This is a genomic window from Streptomyces sp. NPDC019531 (genome assembly GCF_044903305.1).
Taxonomy (GTDB): Bacteria; Actinomycetota; Actinomycetes; order Streptomycetales; family Streptomycetaceae; genus Streptomyces.
Window position 1 is genome coordinate 223,347 of record NZ_JBJDQL010000005.1, and the last position, 15,554, is coordinate 238,900.

Sequence of the window (15,554 nt, forward strand, 5' to 3'; positions counted from 1 at the left end):
TAACCCCTGGTCCCCACCCGAATGGACCAGGGGTTTTCGCTCCCTACTCGGCACCCGAACACCCGTCCTTTAGTGCCATCTTGTCCGTGTTTGTCGACGGACGTGTAACAGCGGTTAGGAGGCGGATCAGGTGCGGGAAGCTCCGCTGCATGAACCACAACACCCCGGTCCCCCCGCTCTCCCCCCGCCCCCTGCGTCACCTCTCCGAGGTGCACCGCCGTCTCGTGACGGCCGCCCATCTCCGTACGCAGGGCGTCTCGGCCGCCGAAGCGAGCGAGCAGTGCAGGGCCGGCGGCCCCTGGCAGCAGATCCTCCCGGGGGTCTTCCTGCTCCACCCGGGACCGCCGACCAGCGAGGAGCGGCTGCACGCGGTGCTGATGTACGCGGCACGGGAGCGCGGCACCGGGGTCCCGGCACAGCCGGGCGCGCAGGAGCACCGCCCGGTCTACGCGGAGGCGATGATCACGGGCCTCGCGGCACTCACGCTGTACGGCTTCAGTTCGACCCCGCCCCTGCTCTCCATCGACCGGATCGACGTCCTGGTCCCGAGGCTCCGCCGACTGCGCTCGACCGGCTACGCCCGGGTCGTCCGCACATCGTCGCTCCCCGCGCCCGAGCAGGTCACCGGCGTCCCGGTCGCCCCGGTCCCGCGCGCCCTCGCCGACGCGGTCACGGAACTGACGGACGCGGGCGCGGTGCGCCGACTGCTGACGGAGGCGGTGCGCGGCGGGCACTGCGAACCGGCCGCGGTCGTCCGGGAGTTGAACAACGCCAAGCTGCTGAGCCGCCCGCACGTGGTGGACGCCGTGGACTCGCTGCTCGCCGAGGGCCGGGCGATCGCGGAGGACCGCCTGTACCGCATGGTCCAGGAGTACGGCCTTCCGGACCCGGTCTGGAACGTCGACCTGCGACTCCCGGGCGGCCCCCACCTCGGCGGCCTGGACGCCTACTGGCCGGAGCAGGCGGTCGCGGTCGAGCTCGACACCCGGGCACCGCGCCAAGGCCATCGGGAGGACGACGACGCGCTCTGGTCGGAGTACGCCCGCAAGCGCGAGCACCTGGAGCGGCTCGGCATCACAGTCGTCCACATCACCCCGCGCAAGCTCCGGGACGCGATGGAGCAGCAGGCGGCGATCGTCCGTACGGCCCTGATGGCCTCCGGCGACCGAGATCCCGCAGCCTATGTCGTGGTGCTGCCCCGGTAGTCACGGGGCGGGATCAGGAGGGGAGAGGAGGGGCCTTCGGCACTGGGGAGCCGGGGTCCCTCCTCGGTGTGTACGCGCGGGTTCCAGAACGGATTCTCGTACGGCTGAAGCGTTCATGGCTCGCGGCGAGTACCGGTGCCAGGCCCGCCCGTGGGGCCGCCTCCCCCCAGGCGGAGGTGAGAGCGACGGCGTCGGAGGCGGCGGGAGGGACCCGCGCCGGGAGGGGAAGGTCGAGGTGGGTGCGGCCGGTTGAGCCGGTTTTAGCCCTTCTTCAGCACCAGCTCCGTGTTCCGGTCCCCCGAGGCGCCGCCCAGCTTGTCGCTCGAACCGGGGGCGTTGTAGGCCAGTTCGCGGTAGAGGGCGGCGAGGCCGGTCTGGGAGAGGTCGGTGAAGTCCGTGCGGTGCGGGGCCGCCGACTCGATCAGGGTGGTGAAGATCGAGACCGTGCCGTCCTTGTTGTCGACCAGCTCGATGACCCGGGCGAGGTGCGGGAAGTCGATGTGGGAGGCGGTGGAGATCTCCCAGAAGGAGCGGCCGTCGGGGGCCGAGTGGGCGGTGATCACATTGCGGTGGATGTGCCCGTTGACCCAGGCCAGGACGTTGCTGTGGCTGCCGAGGAGGGCGACGACCTCCTGGCCGTTGTGCCGCCGCTCGCCCGGGTGGGCCGGGTCGGGGCGGGTGTTGTCCATCGAGTCGCTGGTGTGGTGGCTGAAGACGACGACGTGGGAGTCCTTGTTCTCCCGCAACATCCGGTCCAGCCAGCGCAGCTGCTTGGTGCCGATGGACCCCTGGTAGTGGCCGCCCGGGTCGGTGGTGTCGAGGCTGATGCCGACGACGTCGTCGGCGATGCGGAAGCTGTAGTACTGGGTGCCCGCGTCGAGGTTGGCGGTGGAGTAGCCGTGGCCGACCGGGCCCACGCCCCGGTGCGCGGGGTCGAGGTGGGCCTTGAGGTAGTCGCGGGCGGTGTAGGGGGCGCGCCGCTCGTCGGGGGTGACCGAGCGCATGCTGCGGGCGTGCGCCTTGAGCAGGTCGCGGAAGGCGTGGCCCTGGGGGTCGTTGGCCTTCCTGATCATGTCCTGGAGCTTCTTCGACTCGGACGCCGGCAGCGACATCAGCTTCTTCCCGCCGACGGCGTACTCGGCGAGCCAGGAGTCGCCGTGGCCGTAGCAGCCCAGCGGCAGGCTGTCGTGGTTGCCGACCGTGGAGTACCAGGGGATGGAGAGGCCGGGGCTGTTCAACTCCCGGATGGCGGCGGCCAGATAGCCCTGAAGGTGCGGGAAGCCGAGCTGCTTGTCGGCGTCGCGGGTGGTGGAGTCGGGCTGCCAGTACTGCTTGAGGCCGCTGTTCTGGACGCCCTCGTAGTGGCGCGGGTCCCCGGAGTTGGGGGTGATCCGGCCGCCGCTCATGACGGTGAGGAACCAGTCCAGCTCGGTGCGCGAGTTGTTGTCCGTGTTGTCGCCGGTCGTCATGGCGAACTGGAGCGGGGCGCCGGTGACGGGGGCGCCGCGCAGGGCGTTGATCCGCTCGACGAGCGAGATGGCGCCGGGCACGGTCAGCGCCTCCTGGGGCCGCCAGGCGTGCACGTCGGTGGAGCGCAGGTACTCCAGGCGCATCGGGTGCTGGCTGTCCATCAGATGCAGGTCGGTGAGCTGCACGAACGCGGCCAGCGAGGTGCGTCGGCCGGCCCGCCCGGACTTCGGGGCGGCGAGTTCGGAGCGCACCTTGCGGCTCCAGCCGGGGCCGTCGCCGAGGCGCCGGTAGCCGGAGCTCGTGCGCGGGGCGGCGATGGAGGCGACGGTGGTGCCGCGGGTGTACGGGGCGAGCGGGGCCGCGGCCGGGGCGGCCTTGTGCAGGGACTGCACGGACTGGGCCACCGGTGCCTCGGCGGTGGCGGTCGCGGCCTGGCTGTCGGTGGGCCGCAGGGCGTAGCCGACGCCCACGGAGACGGCGGCCGCGCCTGCGGCGGCGAGGACGGTACGGCGGTGGACCCCCAGCGTGTCGCTGGCGACAGAGCGTATGCGCGACATGGCGCGATCTCCCCGAGTGCGAACTGCGTCGGCAGTGGTCGCGGGGTGATCGCGTTCGCGAACAACCCGCTCGCTCTGGATGCTTGGCACCGGGGATGACCTGCGCGTGAACGAGACGGCAACGCGCAACGCCGATCACCGTACGTCGATCTTGGCCCACCCTGCGCGTTCAGGAGCGCTCGTCGAACAGCCGGGGGGCGGTCACTCCGTGTTCATCTTCCGGGGTACGACACCTATTCCCTGGGCCGTCCGGTCACCGGGCGCTCCCGCCACAGCCGCAGTCCCTCGTCGACCAGCGGCACCCGGTTCAGCGCGGGTACCGCGTCCAGATCGTGCCACTGGGCCATGTCCGTGGAGCCGCCGACCTCGAAGCGCAGCTCGCCTCCGGTGACCTCGGCCGCGTACACGAGCCCCACGCCGTGGTGGTCGACCCTGCGGCCGAAGCGGCGGCGGAGCGTGTGCCGGCGGGTGCAGACACCGAGCAGGCCGGTGCCCTCGATGCGGTAGCCGGTCTCCTCCTCCACCTCGCGCAGCACGGTGTCATAGGGATCCTCGCCGTGCTCCATACCGCCGCCGGGCAGCGTCCACTCGGGCCGGCCGTCGTCGCCGATCCACCGGGCGAGCAGGAGCTGTCCGTCACGAACGCATATGGCGTAGGCCGCCACCCTCAACGTCTCGCGCATACGAGGAAGTTAGCCCGCCGACTCCGGATCGGCAGGTGAGTATGCGGGCGCGGACCAGCGCGGCGGACGCTCCGAGGGGTCTCCTCGGCCTCCCGTACACCGGGCACGGGTGTGTCCGGATCTCGCCGACTCTCCAAGGGCCCGTCGAGCGGCCGGAGTTGAGCTGCCCCGCCCTGGGTTCCGCCGGGCTCGCCGCCCGCGACCAGCGGCGCCGACGCTCGAAGGAGCTGCGACAACCGCGCGAAGGCGTCCCGGCATTACGCGCGCACCAGGGGCACCTGAGGGTCATCGAGGCGAATTGCCCGCTTCCTCACGCACCTTCACCGATGTCCCCAAAGGGCATCGCGGGTTTTCCCCATACACCCATATCGATTCGGTCAACTCTCCCTAAACATCCTTCCCATGCGTAAAGCTGTGCGGTCATCCGGGGTCTCATTCCGGATGACCGTGGCCAGGATCGATCGGTTCTGGTCACACGCCAGCTCGTTCCTTTACCTACAAGGGATGCCGATGACCCTCACCCCCCAGCGCGCTCCGATATCCGGCGCGAGACGTGTGGCGCGGACAGCCGCTGCCGCCGGTCTGGTCGCCGCGCTCTCCGCGGCGGGGCCGATACCCATGGCCTACTCCGCCGTCGCGGACGACGCCCCCGCCACGTCGGACCTGGGCCTGAAGTCCGCCGCCGAGAAGCTCGGTTCGGACGACGCCGACGCGCTCGCCGAGGCCAAGGCCGACGGCGACAAGACCATCACGCTGATGGTCGCCACCGCCCCCGGCAAGACCGAGCAGGTCGCCGAGGAGCTGGACGCGGTCAAGGGCGGCCTGGTGGGCCAGACCTACGACAAGCTCGGTTACGTCCGGGCCACCGTCCCCACCACGAAGGCCGACTCGGCCATCGCCGCCGCCGCGAAGCTCTCCTCCGTGCACGGCATCGACGTCAAGCAGGACATCCCGCTGGACGACCCCACGCCGAGCGCCGACACCGCGAAGGGCGCCGCGAACGCCGAGAACAAGGCCACGACGACCTACCCGGCGCCGAACAAGAACACCCCCGCCGAGAACCCGTACAACCCGTCCTTCGAGACGGGCGCCGTCGACTTCGTGAAGGACCACCCGAAGGCGGACGGCCGCGGTGTCACGATCGGCATCCTGGACTCCGGCGTCGACCTCGGCCACCCGGCCCTGCAGAAGACCACCACCGGTGAGCGGAAGATCGTCGACTGGGTGACGTCGACCGACCCGGTCTCCGACGGCGACGCCACCTGGCGACGGATGACCACCGCGGTCTCCGGCCCGAGCTTCACCTTCGACGGCCGCACCTGGACGGCGCCCGCCGGGTCGTACCAGGTCAACCTGTTCCGTGAGGCCGCCACCACGGGCGGCGACGCCGCCGGTGACGCGAACCGCGACGGCGACACCACCGACACCTGGGGCGTGCTGTACGACAAGGCCGCCGGGACCGTCCGGGTCGACCTGAACAACAACCAGGACTTCGGCGACGACACGCCGATGAAGCCGTACAAGGACGGCTACCAGGTCGGATACTTCGGCACGGACAACCCGTCGACCGATGTCGTCGAGCGCCAGCCGTTCGTCGTCGAGATCCGCAAGGACGTCGTCTACGACGCCGCTGGCAACAAGGCCGACTACGTCAACATCGGCGTCATAGAGTCCGAGCACGGCACGCACGTCGCCGGTATCACCGCCGCCAACGGCCTGTTCGGCGGCAAGATGAACGGCGCGGCCCCGGGCGCGAAGCTCGTCTCCTCCCGTGCCTGCACCTGGACCGGCGGCTGCACCAACGTGGCGCTGACCGAGGGCATGATCGACCTCGTCGTCAACCGCGGTGTCGACATCGTCAACATGTCGATCGGCGGCCTGCCGGCCCTGAACGACGGCAACAACGCGCGCGCCGAGCTCTACACGCGCCTCATCGACACCTACGGCGTCCAGCTGGTGATCTCCGCGGGCAACTCCGGCCCCGGCGCCAACACCATCGGCGACCCCGGCCTGGCCGACAAGGTCATCTCGGTCGGCGCGACCATCTCCAAGGCGACCTGGGCCGCCAACTACGGCTCCGCCGTGGAGAAGAAGTACGCGATGATGCCGTTCTCCTCGCGCGGTCCGCGTGAGGACGGCGGCTTCACGCCGACCCTGTCCGCCCCGGGCGCGGCCATCAACACCACGCAGACCTGGCTGCCGGGCTCCCCGGTCGCCGAGTCGGGCTACTCGCTGCCGGCCGGCTACTCGATGCTCCAGGGCACCTCGATGGCCTCCCCGCAGGCCACCGGCGCCTCCGCGCTGCTGCTGAGCGCCGCCAAGCAGAAGGGCATCGCCCTGACGCCGGCCACCCTGCGCACCGCCCTGACCTCGACCGCCGACCACATCAAGGGTGTGCAGGCGTACGAGGAGGGCGCGGGCCTCATCAACATCGTGGACGCCTGGGACTCCATCAAGGACGGCGCCACGGCCCACGAGTACACCGTGAAGGCGCCGGTCGACACCGCGATCGACCAGTTCCTGAAGACCCCGGGCTTCGGCACCGGCATCTACGACCGTGAGGGCGGCCTGAAGGCCGGCGTGAAGAAGTCGTACGAGGTCACCATCACCCGTACGTCCGGCGCCGACAAGGCGATCCGCCACGAGCTGCACCTGGAGAACAACGCCTCCGGCACCTTCTCCATCGTCGGTTCGGACGAGATCAAGCTGGGCCTGAACAAGCCGGTCACCGTCAAGATCGCCGCCAAGTCGCCGACCGCCGGCCTCAAGAGCGCGATCCTGGAGGTCGACGACCCGAAGACCGAGGGGATCGACAAGCAGATCCTCAACACGGTCGTGGTCTCCTCGCCGGTGAAGTACACCTACAGCGCGTCGAACACCGTGCAGCGCAACAGCACGCAGTCGTACTTCGTGACCGTGCCCGAGGGCGCCAAGTCGCTGGAGATCGCGATGAGCGGGCTGAAGGACAAGAGCCAGACCCGGTTCATCGCCATCCACCCCTACGGCGTCCCGGTCGACAACACCGGCACCCCGTACTGCTACAACAACTACCTCGACGGCAACGGCTGCAAGCCGGACGCCCGTTCCTACGCCGACCCGCAGGCCGGTGTCTGGGAGATCGAGGTCGAGTCGCGCCGCACCTCTCCGCTGCTCGACAACCCGTACAAGCTGGACGTCGCCGTCTACGGCGCGGCCTTCGACCCGGAGACCGTGACCGTTCCCGAGGCCAAGGTCGGCACCCCGGTCACCGCCTCCTGGAAGGTGACCAACAACCTCGCGGCGGTCGACGGCAAGCTGGTCGGCGGCCCGCTCGGTTCGTCCAGGACGGCCCGCCCGACGATCGCCGAGGGCGCCACCCAGACCACCACGGTCGAGGTGCCCGCGGGCGCCACGTCCCTCGACGTGGCCATCGGCAACGTCTCCGACGCCTCCGCCGACCTCGACCTGACGGTCTACGACGCCTCGGGCTCCGTGGTCGGTCAGTCCGCCGACGGCGACTCGGAGGAGGCCGTCTCGGTGGCGAACCCGGCCGCCGGCACGTACACCATCGAGGTCGCGGGCTACGCGGTCCCGGCCGGTTCCACGGCGTACGACTACCAGGACGTGTTCTTCTCCAGCGCCCTGGGCACCGTCACCGTCTCCGACGCGCCGGTCAAGCTCGCCACCGGCGCCTCGACGACCGTCTCCGGCAGCGTCACCGCCCTGGCGGCCGCCCCGGAGGGCCGTGAGTTCTTCGGCCAGGTCAGCCTCGTCAACGCGCGCGGCACGGTCGCGGGCGTCGGCAACGTGAAGATCGAGAAGGTCACGCCGTAACACTTCTCCGTACGGCGACAAGGGCCGGGCAGGCCCTGTGGGCGGGCGTCCGTGAGGGCGCCCGCCCTTTCTCGTGCCTCGGCCTTTCTCGTGCCTCAGCAGGACAGCGTGCGTGACTCGGGCAGCGAGGCGGTGACCCAGGCCCGCTCCCGGGCGATCTCCTTCTCCCCGAGGACCCAGTGATCGGGGCTCGGGGAACCCTCGGACACGCCGAACAGGACGCGGGTGCCCTTGGCAAGGGGCTCCGGAAGGTCGTACGCGCCGATCAAATAGGTGACGTCCGCGACGCCGACGGTCGGCTTGTAGTAGCGGCTCACATGCACGGTGACCTGGAGTTCCCCGGTGGCGGGGAGCTCCTTGACCACGGTGACCTCGCCCTCGGCGACCGTGGTGGCGCAGGCCAGGTAGACCGGGCTGCCGAAGCGGGCCCCGGATTCCGCCTTGGAGGAGCCCGAGTCGGCGCTGCTGGCCGAGTCGGAGCCGGCCGAGCCGCTGTGCCCGATCAGCCAGCCCATGCCCGTGACCACACCGGCGACGGCAGCCACGGCGAGGGTGCCGAAGGCGAGGGTGCGGGCGCGGCGGCGGGCCCGGGAGGGTCGTACGGGAACGGGTTTCGCGGCCGGTGCCGGCTCGGCCAGTGCCCCGCCGATGATCCCGAGCTGTTCCCTCAGCAGTGCGATGTCGGCCAGGGCCGAGCGGTGCTCGGCGAGGAAAGCCGGGTCGTCGGCGGCGCTCTCGGGCAGTGGTTCGTCGGTGATGGCGGCCATCAAGGCATCGAGACCGTCGTGTTCCGCGGTCATGTCACACCACCTCGTCCTCGTGCAGACGGGCGCGCAGGGCCCGGACCGCCGTGTGCAGGCGGCTCTTGACCGTGCCCTCAGGGACGCCCAGCTCCTGGGCGATCGAGCGCACCGGCAGATCGGCGAAGAACCGCAGCAGCAGGACCTGGCGCTGCTGGTCGGGCAGCTCGTCCAGGCCCTGCGCGACGGCGAGGGAGAGCACGCTGGTGTCCTCCCCCGAGGGGTGCTCGTGCTGCCTGAGCGAGGCCAGGCGCTCCCCCAGCCGCTCCTGGCGCTTCTTGGCCCGGTGCCAGTCCATGGCGAGGTTGGAGGCGACGACCGCGGCCCACGCGGACACGTCCCGCGGCGCCTCGTACCCCTTCGCCTCCCGCTCCAGCAACCGCAGGCGGACCTGCTGCACCCCGTCCGGCAGGTCCGCCTGCGGCACCCCGCCCAGCGCGAGCACCGCCCGCACCCGGCGTTCCTGCGCCGCGTCCAGAGGATCGTCGTCCTGCTGGACCCGGCGTGCCCTTCTGCGCAGCACAAGCCACCCCCCTCACCGCGTTTCCTCTACGACGCCGCAGCGCACGGAAACGTTCGGCGGATCCCCGGGAAATGCGTTCAGAGGCGTACGTCACACCCCCGAGCAGTCCATTCCTCGGGCATGGAGCGCAAAGAATTGGACAGGCGGACCCGGGTCGGCCGCATGATGGAAACGCCGCAGACACACAGCAACACGTGAGGGAGTCACCGTGAGGGTCGGAATCGTCGGAGCCACCGGACAGGTCGGCACGGTCATGCGCGGGATCCTCAAGGAGCGGAACTTCCCGGTCACGGAGCTGCGCCTGTTCGCCTCCGCGCGCTCGGCGGGCTCGGTCCTGGACGGCGTGACGGTGGAGGACGCGGCGACGGCCGACTACACCGGCCTGGACATCGTGCTGTTCTCGGCGGGTGGCGCGACCTCGAAGGCGCTGGCCGAGAAGGTCGCCTCGCAGGGCGCTGTAGTGATCGACAACTCCTCCGCCTGGCGCAAGGACCCCGAGGTCCCCCTCGTCGTCTCCGAGGTGAACCCGCACGCCATCGCGGACCGCCCCAAGGGGATCATCGCCAACCCGAACTGCACCACGATGGCCGCGATGCCGGTCCTGAAGGTGCTGGACACCGAGGCGGGCCTGGAGACGCTGATCGCCACCACGTACCAGGCGGTGTCCGGCTCCGGCCTCGCGGGCGTGGCGGAGCTGCACGGCCAAGTGCAGAAGGTCGCCGCCGACGCGGACAAGCTGACCCACGACGGCGGGGCGGTCGACTTCCCCGAGCCGCAGGTCTACAAGCGGCCCATCGCCTTCAATGTCCTGCCCTTCGCGGGCAACCTCGTCGAGGACGGCCTGAACGAGACCGACGAGGAGCAGAAGCTCCGCAACGAGTCCCGCAAGATCCTGGAGCTCCCCGAGCTGAAGGTCTCCGGCACCTGCGTCCGCGTCCCGGTCTTCTCCGGCCACTCCCTCCAGGTCAACGCCCGCTTCGCCCGCCCGATCTCCCCGGAGCGCGCGACGGAGATCCTGGCGGGCGCCCCCGGCGTCACCCTCTCGGACATCCCGACCCCCCTCCAGGCCGCCGGCCAGGACGCCTCCTTCGTCGGCCGCATCCGCCGCGACGAGACCGTCGACCACGGCCTCGCCCTGTTCATCTCCAACGACAACCTCCGCAAGGGCGCCGCGCTGAACGCGGTGCAGATCGCGGAGTTGGTGGCGGCGGAGCTCAAGGGCTGACCCTCAGGGGCCTGCGCACCTCGTAGAGGAAACAGCCGTACTCGACGGCCCGGACGTGGACGACCGCCACGGACGGGTCGTCGAACGCGTTCCGGAGGGCGACGTCGTCGAGGGGGGGCTCCGCCCCCTTCGACCCCCGTTGCGGGGGCTCCGCCCCCGCGCCCCCGCTCCTCAAACGCCGGAGGGGCTGAAATTCGGCTGGGCCGCATCCAGCCCGTCCGGCGTTCGAGGACGAGGCCCTTCGGGCCGACGGGGATCCGGGGGCGCAGCCCCCAGGACACCGGCCGCACACGAATCCGCAGGGTAATCCCCCGATCCGTAGGAGACAGTTCGTGGAAGGATGGCCGGACCGCCGAACCTACTCATAACGAGGAAACGAGGAGATGACCGCGTGCCTGGCACAAACCTGACTCGCGAAGAGGCTCAGCAGCGGGCCGCGCTGCTCAGCGTCGAGTCCTACGAGATCGATCTCGACCTCTCCGGCGCGCAGGAGGGCGGTACCTACCGGTCCGTGACCACGGTGCGCTTCGACGTGGCCGAGAACGGGACGGAGTCCTTCATCGACCTGGTGGCCCCGACGGTCCACGAGGTCACGCTCAACGGCGACGCGCTGGACCCGGCCGAGGTCTTCAAGGACTCCCGGATCGCGCTGCCCGGGCTGCTGGAGGGCCGCAACATCCTGCGGGTCGTCGCCGACGCGGCGTACACCAACACCGGTGAGGGCCTGCACCGCTTCGTCGACCCGGTCGACCAGCAGGCGTACCTGTACACCCAGTTCGAGGTACCGGACGCCCGCCGCGTCTTCGCTTCCTTCGAGCAACCCGACCTCAAGGCCACCTTCCAGTTCACCGTGAAGGCGCCGAACGGCTGGACGGTCATCTCCAACTCCCCGACGCCGGAGCCGAAGGACGACGTCTGGGTCTTCGAGCCGACCCCGCGGATCTCGTCGTACATCACGGCCCTGATCGTCGGCCCGTACCACTCCGTGCACAGCGTGTACGAGAAGGACGGCCAGTCCGTGCCGCTGGGCATCTACTGCCGCCCCTCGCTCGCCGAACACCTCGACTCGGACGCCATCTTCGAGGTGACCCGGCAGGGCTTCGAGTGGTTCCAGGAGAAGTTCGACTACGCGTACCCGTTCAAGAAGTACGACCAGCTGTTCGTGCCGGAGTTCAACGCGGGCGCGATGGAGAACGCCGGCGCGGTCACCATCCGCGACCAGTACGTCTTCCGGTCCAAGGTGACCGACGCCGCGTACGAGATGCGCGCCGAGACCATCCTGCACGAGCTGGCCCACATGTGGTTCGGCGACCTCGTGACCATGGAGTGGTGGAACGACCTGTGGCTGAACGAGTCGTTCGCCACCTACACCTCCATCGCCTGCCAGGCGTACGCCCCGGACAGCCGGTGGCCGCACTCCTGGACCACCTTCGCCAACTCCATGAAGACATGGGCGTACCGCCAGGACCAGCTGCCGTCCACGCACCCGATCATGGCCGAGATCGGCGACCTGGACGACGTGCTGGTCAACTTCGACGGCATCACCTACGCCAAGGGCGCCTCCGTCCTCAAGCAGCTCGTCGCCTACGTCGGCATGGACGAGTTCTTCGGCGGGGTGCAGGCGTACTTCAAGCGCCACGCGTTCGGCAACACCCGTCTGTCCGACCTGCTGGGCGCACTGGAGGAGACCTCCGGCCGTGACCTCGGGAACTGGTCGCAGAAGTGGCTGCAGACGGCCGGTATCAACATCCTGCGCCCGGAGATCGAGACGGACGGGGAGGGTGTGATCACCTCCTTCGCCATTCGCCAGGAGGCCCCCGCCCTGCCCGCCGGCGCGAAGGGCGAGCCGACGCTCCGGCCCCACCGCATCGCGGTCGGTCTGTACGAACTCGACGAGGACAGCGGCAAGTTGGTCCGGGACGAGCGGATCGAGCTGGACGTGGACGGCGAGCTGACGGCCGTACCGCAGCTGGTCGGCAAGCGCCGTCCGGCGGTGGTGCTCCTCAACGACGACGACCTGTCGTACGCCAAGGTCCGCCTCGACGAGCAGTCGCTGGCCTTCGTCACGGAACACCTCGGCGACTTCGAGTCCTCGCTGCCGCGCGCGCTGTGCTGGGCGTCGGCGTGGGACATGACGCGCGACGCCGAACTGGCCACCCGCGACTACCTGTCCCTCGTGCTGTCGGGCATCGGCAAGGAGTCCGACATCGGTGTCGTGCAGTCGCTGCACCGGCAGGTGAAGCTGGCGATCGAGCTGTACGCCGCTCCCACCGCCCGGGAGGCGCTGCTGACCCGCTGGACCGACGCCACGCTGGCCCATCTGCGGTCCGCGGCGGCGGGCAGCGACCACCAGCTGGCGTGGGCGCGCGCGTTCGCGGCGACGGCCCGGACGCCGGAGCAGCTGGACCTCCTGGAGGGACTGCTCGACGGGTCCCAGGTCGTCGAGGGCCTGGCCGTCGACACGGAGCTGCGCTGGGCGTTCGTGCAGCGGCTGGCCGCGGTGGGCCGCTACGACGAGTCGGAGATCGCCGGCGAGTACGAGCGGGACAAGACCGCGGCGGGTGAGCGGCACGCGGCGACCGCCCGGGCGTCCCGGCCGACCGAGGAGGCGAAGGCGGAGGCCTGGGCGCAGGTCGTCGAGTCCGACAAGCTGCCCAACGCCGTCCAGGAGGCCGTCATCGGCGGGTTCGTGCAGACCGACCAGCGGGAGCTGCTCGCGTCGTACACGGACCGGTACTTCGAGGTGGTCAAGGACATCTGGGAGTCCCGTTCGCACGAGATCGCCCAGCAGATCGCGGTCGGCCTCTACCCGTCGCTCCAGGTCTCCCAGGAGACCCTGGACAAGACGGACGCCTGGCTCGCCTCGGCGCAGCCGAACGCGGCCCTGCGGCGGCTCGTGTCCGAGTCGCGGTCGGGCGTGGAGCGGGCGCTGAAGGCCCAGGCGGCGGACGCACAGGCCGCCCAGTAGGGCACGGCGGGAGACGGGCGGCCACCGGTCACCCGTCTCCCGCACACACCAGCCGGGCCGTGTTCAGCATCGTCCGCACATGCAGCCCGGTCTGCGCGGCCACCGGCACCCATCTGAGGTCGTACGTCTTCTCCAGCTCCTGACTCCACTCGCGCACCAGGTCGTCGAGGATCTCGCCGACCCGGGGGTCGGCGGGGGCCAGGGCGCGGCTCGCCATCGCCGCCACCCTGAGCGGGATACGGCGGGCGGAGATCCCGCGGGTCGCGAAGTGGCCGTGGAACCGGCCCGGTTCCTCCTCCCCCCAGCCCTCGACGATCGACGGCGCCACGCCCAGCAGCTCCCGCGCGGCGTCCCGCAGCGGCGCGAGATCCTCCGGTACGGCCATGTCGTCGAGCCGGGTTCCGAGGACCGCCGCGAGTTCCTCGCTCCGGCCGAGGAGCACCTCGCCCAGCCGCGCGGTCTCGCGGTCCGGGGCGGCGACGGGCCGGGCGTCGCTCACCGAGGGCACGGCCCAGGCGGGTGCCTCGATCAGGGTGGTCAGGGTGCCGTGGCGGCGTGGGTAGAACCAGGTGCTCTCGGCGACGAATCCGCTCGGGTCGCGTTCGCCCTGGCCATGACCGTCGGGCAGCACGAGGACGCCGGGCGGGTCCAGTCGCCAGTCCGGGCCGTCCACGGGGTGCCGGTCGACGGGGACGCGCAGACGGGCCGCCGTCCGCCGGAAGGTGTCCGCGGCACCGGTCACCTCCCGGGTCATCATCACGAAGGCCCCGCCGAACTCGATGCCGTGCAGGGTGAACTGGGCGACCGGCCGCAGCTCGTCCAGGAGTCGGACGAGGGCGGCCGACTCGGGGAGCGGTTCACCGGGAGGCAGGGGAAGGGACTCCGGCTGACGGGCGAACGCGGGCCGGTAGAAACCCCGGTGACATTCCGTCAGAGACGGTTCCGGCTCCTCCGGTTGCCAGCCGTGCGCGAGGTGCGCCCCGTCGGGGTCCAGGCAGAGCAGGAAATGCCAGGTGCAGCCGAGGGGTTCGAGCAGTTCGGGCCGCCCCGCGAACAGCGCGGCCAGCCGTAACGCCGAGGCCCCGCCCACGGGTTCGTTGGCGTGCGCACCGGCTACGGAGAGGATGTTCCGCTCCCCCCGTCCCGCGGACAGCAGCCACAGCGGCCGGCCGGCCCGGCTCTCCCCGACCCGGGCGAGGCGCAGCGAGCCGGGAGCGGCGCGGACCAGCGCACGGGCCCTTCGCTCCAGTTCGTCGACTGCCGGATAGAGCGAAGTCCGCACGCCGGTCCTCCGAACGCTGGTCCGATCAAGCACCCTGGGAGTTACTGTCCCCAGTGGTCTCCTTCTTGTCCAGCGGGCAAATCACGATCTTGGTGGGCATGTGATGCGCGAGCCGTGATCAAGTCGGGCCCCGGTCACTCGCTTTCGGACCGTCTGGACGGAATCGCCGTCGTCGTCACGCTCGGCGGACTGCACGCCCTGTGGCTGCGCACCTGGTGGCGGGTGCGCAGGCTCAGACGGCCACCATCCCGCCCGTGGCGTTGACGAACGTACCGGTGATGCCGCCCGCGTGGTCCGAGGCAAGGAAGGCGGCGGTGGCGGCGACCTCGGCGAGGGTGGGGTTGCGGCGGGTCATGCGCATCCCGGCCAGGTTGTCGACGATGCCCTGGACGGCACCCTCGTCGATCGCCGGGTTGACCGCGGCGAGCTTCTCGACGGTGAACGTCTCGGGCACCCCGGCCACCCACAGACCGACCGCCCGCACCCCGCGCGGCCCCAGCTCGATCGCCAGGTTGCGCACGAGCGTGTCGATCGCCCCGTCGGCAGGACCGGTGCCGCCCATCATCGGACTGCCGTGCGCGGAACCGCTGTTGAGGGCGAGGATCACACCCGAACCGCGTGCGGCCATCCGGCGTCCCGCGGCGCGGGCGGTGAGGAAGGTGGCCCGCAGACCGTCGGTGACCGGCCGCAGGAAGTCCTCGGCGGCCATGTCGACCAGCGGCACGCCCTGCACATCGCCGCGCGTGACGAGGTTGATGGAGATGTCGATGTCCCCGACCCGGTCGGCATGCGCCTCCACGGCAGCCTCGTCCAGCGCGTCCACGACGGCGATCTCGGCGTCCTTGATGTCGGCGGCCACCGCCTCCAGCGTCTCCCGGGTCCGGCCGACGAGGTGCACCCGCGCCCCCTGCCCGGCGAAGGCACGGGCCACGGCCCCGCCGATCGATCCGCCGGCGCCGTAGACGATCGCGGTCTTGTCGGTGAGCAGCATGGATGAACTCCTTGGAAGTGGTTCGTACGTGACATCC

At 70.8% G+C, this 15,554-nt stretch carries 10 protein-coding genes and 1 pseudogene; 4 read left to right on the forward strand and 7 right to left on the reverse strand.

Features of this window, described 5'->3' with window-relative positions:
* Positions 1-149 precede the first annotated feature (149 nt).
* On the forward strand, positions 150-1,205 hold the full coding sequence (locus ACI2L1_RS08965) for a hypothetical protein (protein ID WP_404738626.1): 1,056 nt from the start codon (positions 150-152) through the stop codon (positions 1,203-1,205).
* Between the two features lie 260 nt (positions 1,206-1,465).
* Here ACI2L1_RS08965 and ACI2L1_RS08970 read toward each other — a convergent pair whose 3' ends face one another.
* Both ACI2L1_RS08970 and ACI2L1_RS08975 read right to left on the reverse strand, forming a co-directional pair.
* Entirely contained in the window at positions 1,466-3,232 is a 1,767-nt protein-coding gene (locus ACI2L1_RS08970; RefSeq protein WP_404738627.1) for a TIGR03767 family metallophosphoesterase, read from the reverse strand.
* 233 nt (positions 3,233-3,465) lie between these two features.
* Entirely contained in the window at positions 3,466-3,915 is a 450-nt protein-coding gene (locus tag ACI2L1_RS08975; protein ID WP_404738628.1) for an NUDIX hydrolase, read from the reverse strand.
* 510 nt (positions 3,916-4,425) lie between these two features.
* On the opposite strand from ACI2L1_RS08975, the gene ACI2L1_RS08980 reads away from it, so the two are divergent.
* Entirely contained in the window at positions 4,426-7,728 is a 3,303-nt protein-coding gene (locus ACI2L1_RS08980) for a S8 family serine peptidase (protein WP_404738629.1), read from the forward strand.
* Between the two features lie 95 nt (positions 7,729-7,823).
* Here ACI2L1_RS08980 and ACI2L1_RS08985 read toward each other — a convergent pair whose 3' ends face one another.
* Together ACI2L1_RS08985 and ACI2L1_RS08990 are read right to left on the reverse strand one after the other, a co-directional pair.
* Positions 7,824-8,528, reverse strand: a complete 705-nt coding sequence (locus ACI2L1_RS08985) for a hypothetical protein (RefSeq protein WP_404738630.1) — start codon at positions 8,526-8,528, stop codon at positions 7,824-7,826.
* 1 nt (position 8,529) lies between these two features.
* The gene (locus ACI2L1_RS08990) at positions 8,530-9,051 is read right to left on the reverse strand and encodes a sigma-70 family RNA polymerase sigma factor (protein ID WP_404738631.1); all 522 of its coding nucleotides are present in this window, start codon (positions 9,049-9,051) and stop codon (positions 8,530-8,532) included.
* A 208-nt stretch (positions 9,052-9,259) separates the two neighbouring features.
* Between ACI2L1_RS08990 and ACI2L1_RS08995 the strand changes: the two genes are divergently transcribed.
* Positions 9,260-10,276, forward strand: a complete 1,017-nt coding sequence (locus ACI2L1_RS08995) for an aspartate-semialdehyde dehydrogenase (protein WP_404738632.1) — start codon at positions 9,260-9,262, stop codon at positions 10,274-10,276.
* On the opposite strand, the pseudogene ACI2L1_RS09000 reads toward ACI2L1_RS08995, so the two are convergent.
* Positions 10,266-10,388, reverse strand: a pseudogene (locus ACI2L1_RS09000) (DUF1203 domain-containing protein); the annotation flags it as partial. The gene ACI2L1_RS08995 and the pseudogene ACI2L1_RS09000 overlap by 11 nt on opposite strands.
* Before the next feature lie 279 nt (positions 10,389-10,667).
* Between ACI2L1_RS09000 and pepN the strand changes: the two are divergent.
* Positions 10,668-13,244, forward strand: coding sequence for an aminopeptidase N (gene pepN, locus ACI2L1_RS09005; RefSeq protein WP_404738633.1), 2,577 nt, complete (start codon positions 10,668-10,670; stop codon positions 13,242-13,244).
* Between the two features lie 28 nt (positions 13,245-13,272).
* On the opposite strand, the gene ACI2L1_RS09010 is transcribed toward pepN, so the two are convergent.
* Together ACI2L1_RS09010 and ACI2L1_RS09015 are read right to left on the reverse strand one after the other, a co-directional pair.
* A complete protein-coding gene (locus ACI2L1_RS09010) occupies positions 13,273-14,526 on the reverse strand; it encodes a M14 family zinc carboxypeptidase (RefSeq protein WP_404738634.1) in 1,254 nt (417 codons plus the stop codon).
* Between the two features lie 232 nt (positions 14,527-14,758).
* Positions 14,759-15,517: an SDR family NAD(P)-dependent oxidoreductase gene (locus ACI2L1_RS09015; RefSeq protein ID WP_404738635.1), complete on the reverse strand. Its 759-nt coding sequence runs from the start codon at positions 15,515-15,517 to the stop codon at positions 14,759-14,761.
* Positions 15,518-15,554: the final 37 nt, after the last annotated feature.

What these genes read in the sequence shown, in the direction of transcription:
- ACI2L1_RS08965 (WP_404738626.1), top strand. Translation starts at nt 150, where the DNA reads ATGAACCACAACACCCCGGTCCCCCCGCTCTCCCCCCGCCCCCTGCGT.
- ACI2L1_RS08970 (WP_404738627.1), bottom strand. Translation starts at nt 3,232, where the DNA reads ATGTCGCGCATACGCTCTGTCGCCAGCGACACGCTGGGGGTCCACCGC.
- ACI2L1_RS08975 (WP_404738628.1), bottom strand. Translation starts at nt 3,915, where the DNA reads ATGCGCGAGACGTTGAGGGTGGCGGCCTACGCCATATGCGTTCGTGAC.
- ACI2L1_RS08980 (WP_404738629.1), top strand. Translation starts at nt 4,426, where the DNA reads ATGACCCTCACCCCCCAGCGCGCTCCGATATCCGGCGCGAGACGTGTG.
- ACI2L1_RS08985 (WP_404738630.1), bottom strand. Translation starts at nt 8,528, where the DNA reads ATGACCGCGGAACACGACGGTCTCGATGCCTTGATGGCCGCCATCACC.
- ACI2L1_RS09015 (WP_404738635.1), bottom strand. Translation starts at nt 15,517, where the DNA reads ATGCTGCTCACCGACAAGACCGCGATCGTCTACGGCGCCGGCGGATCG.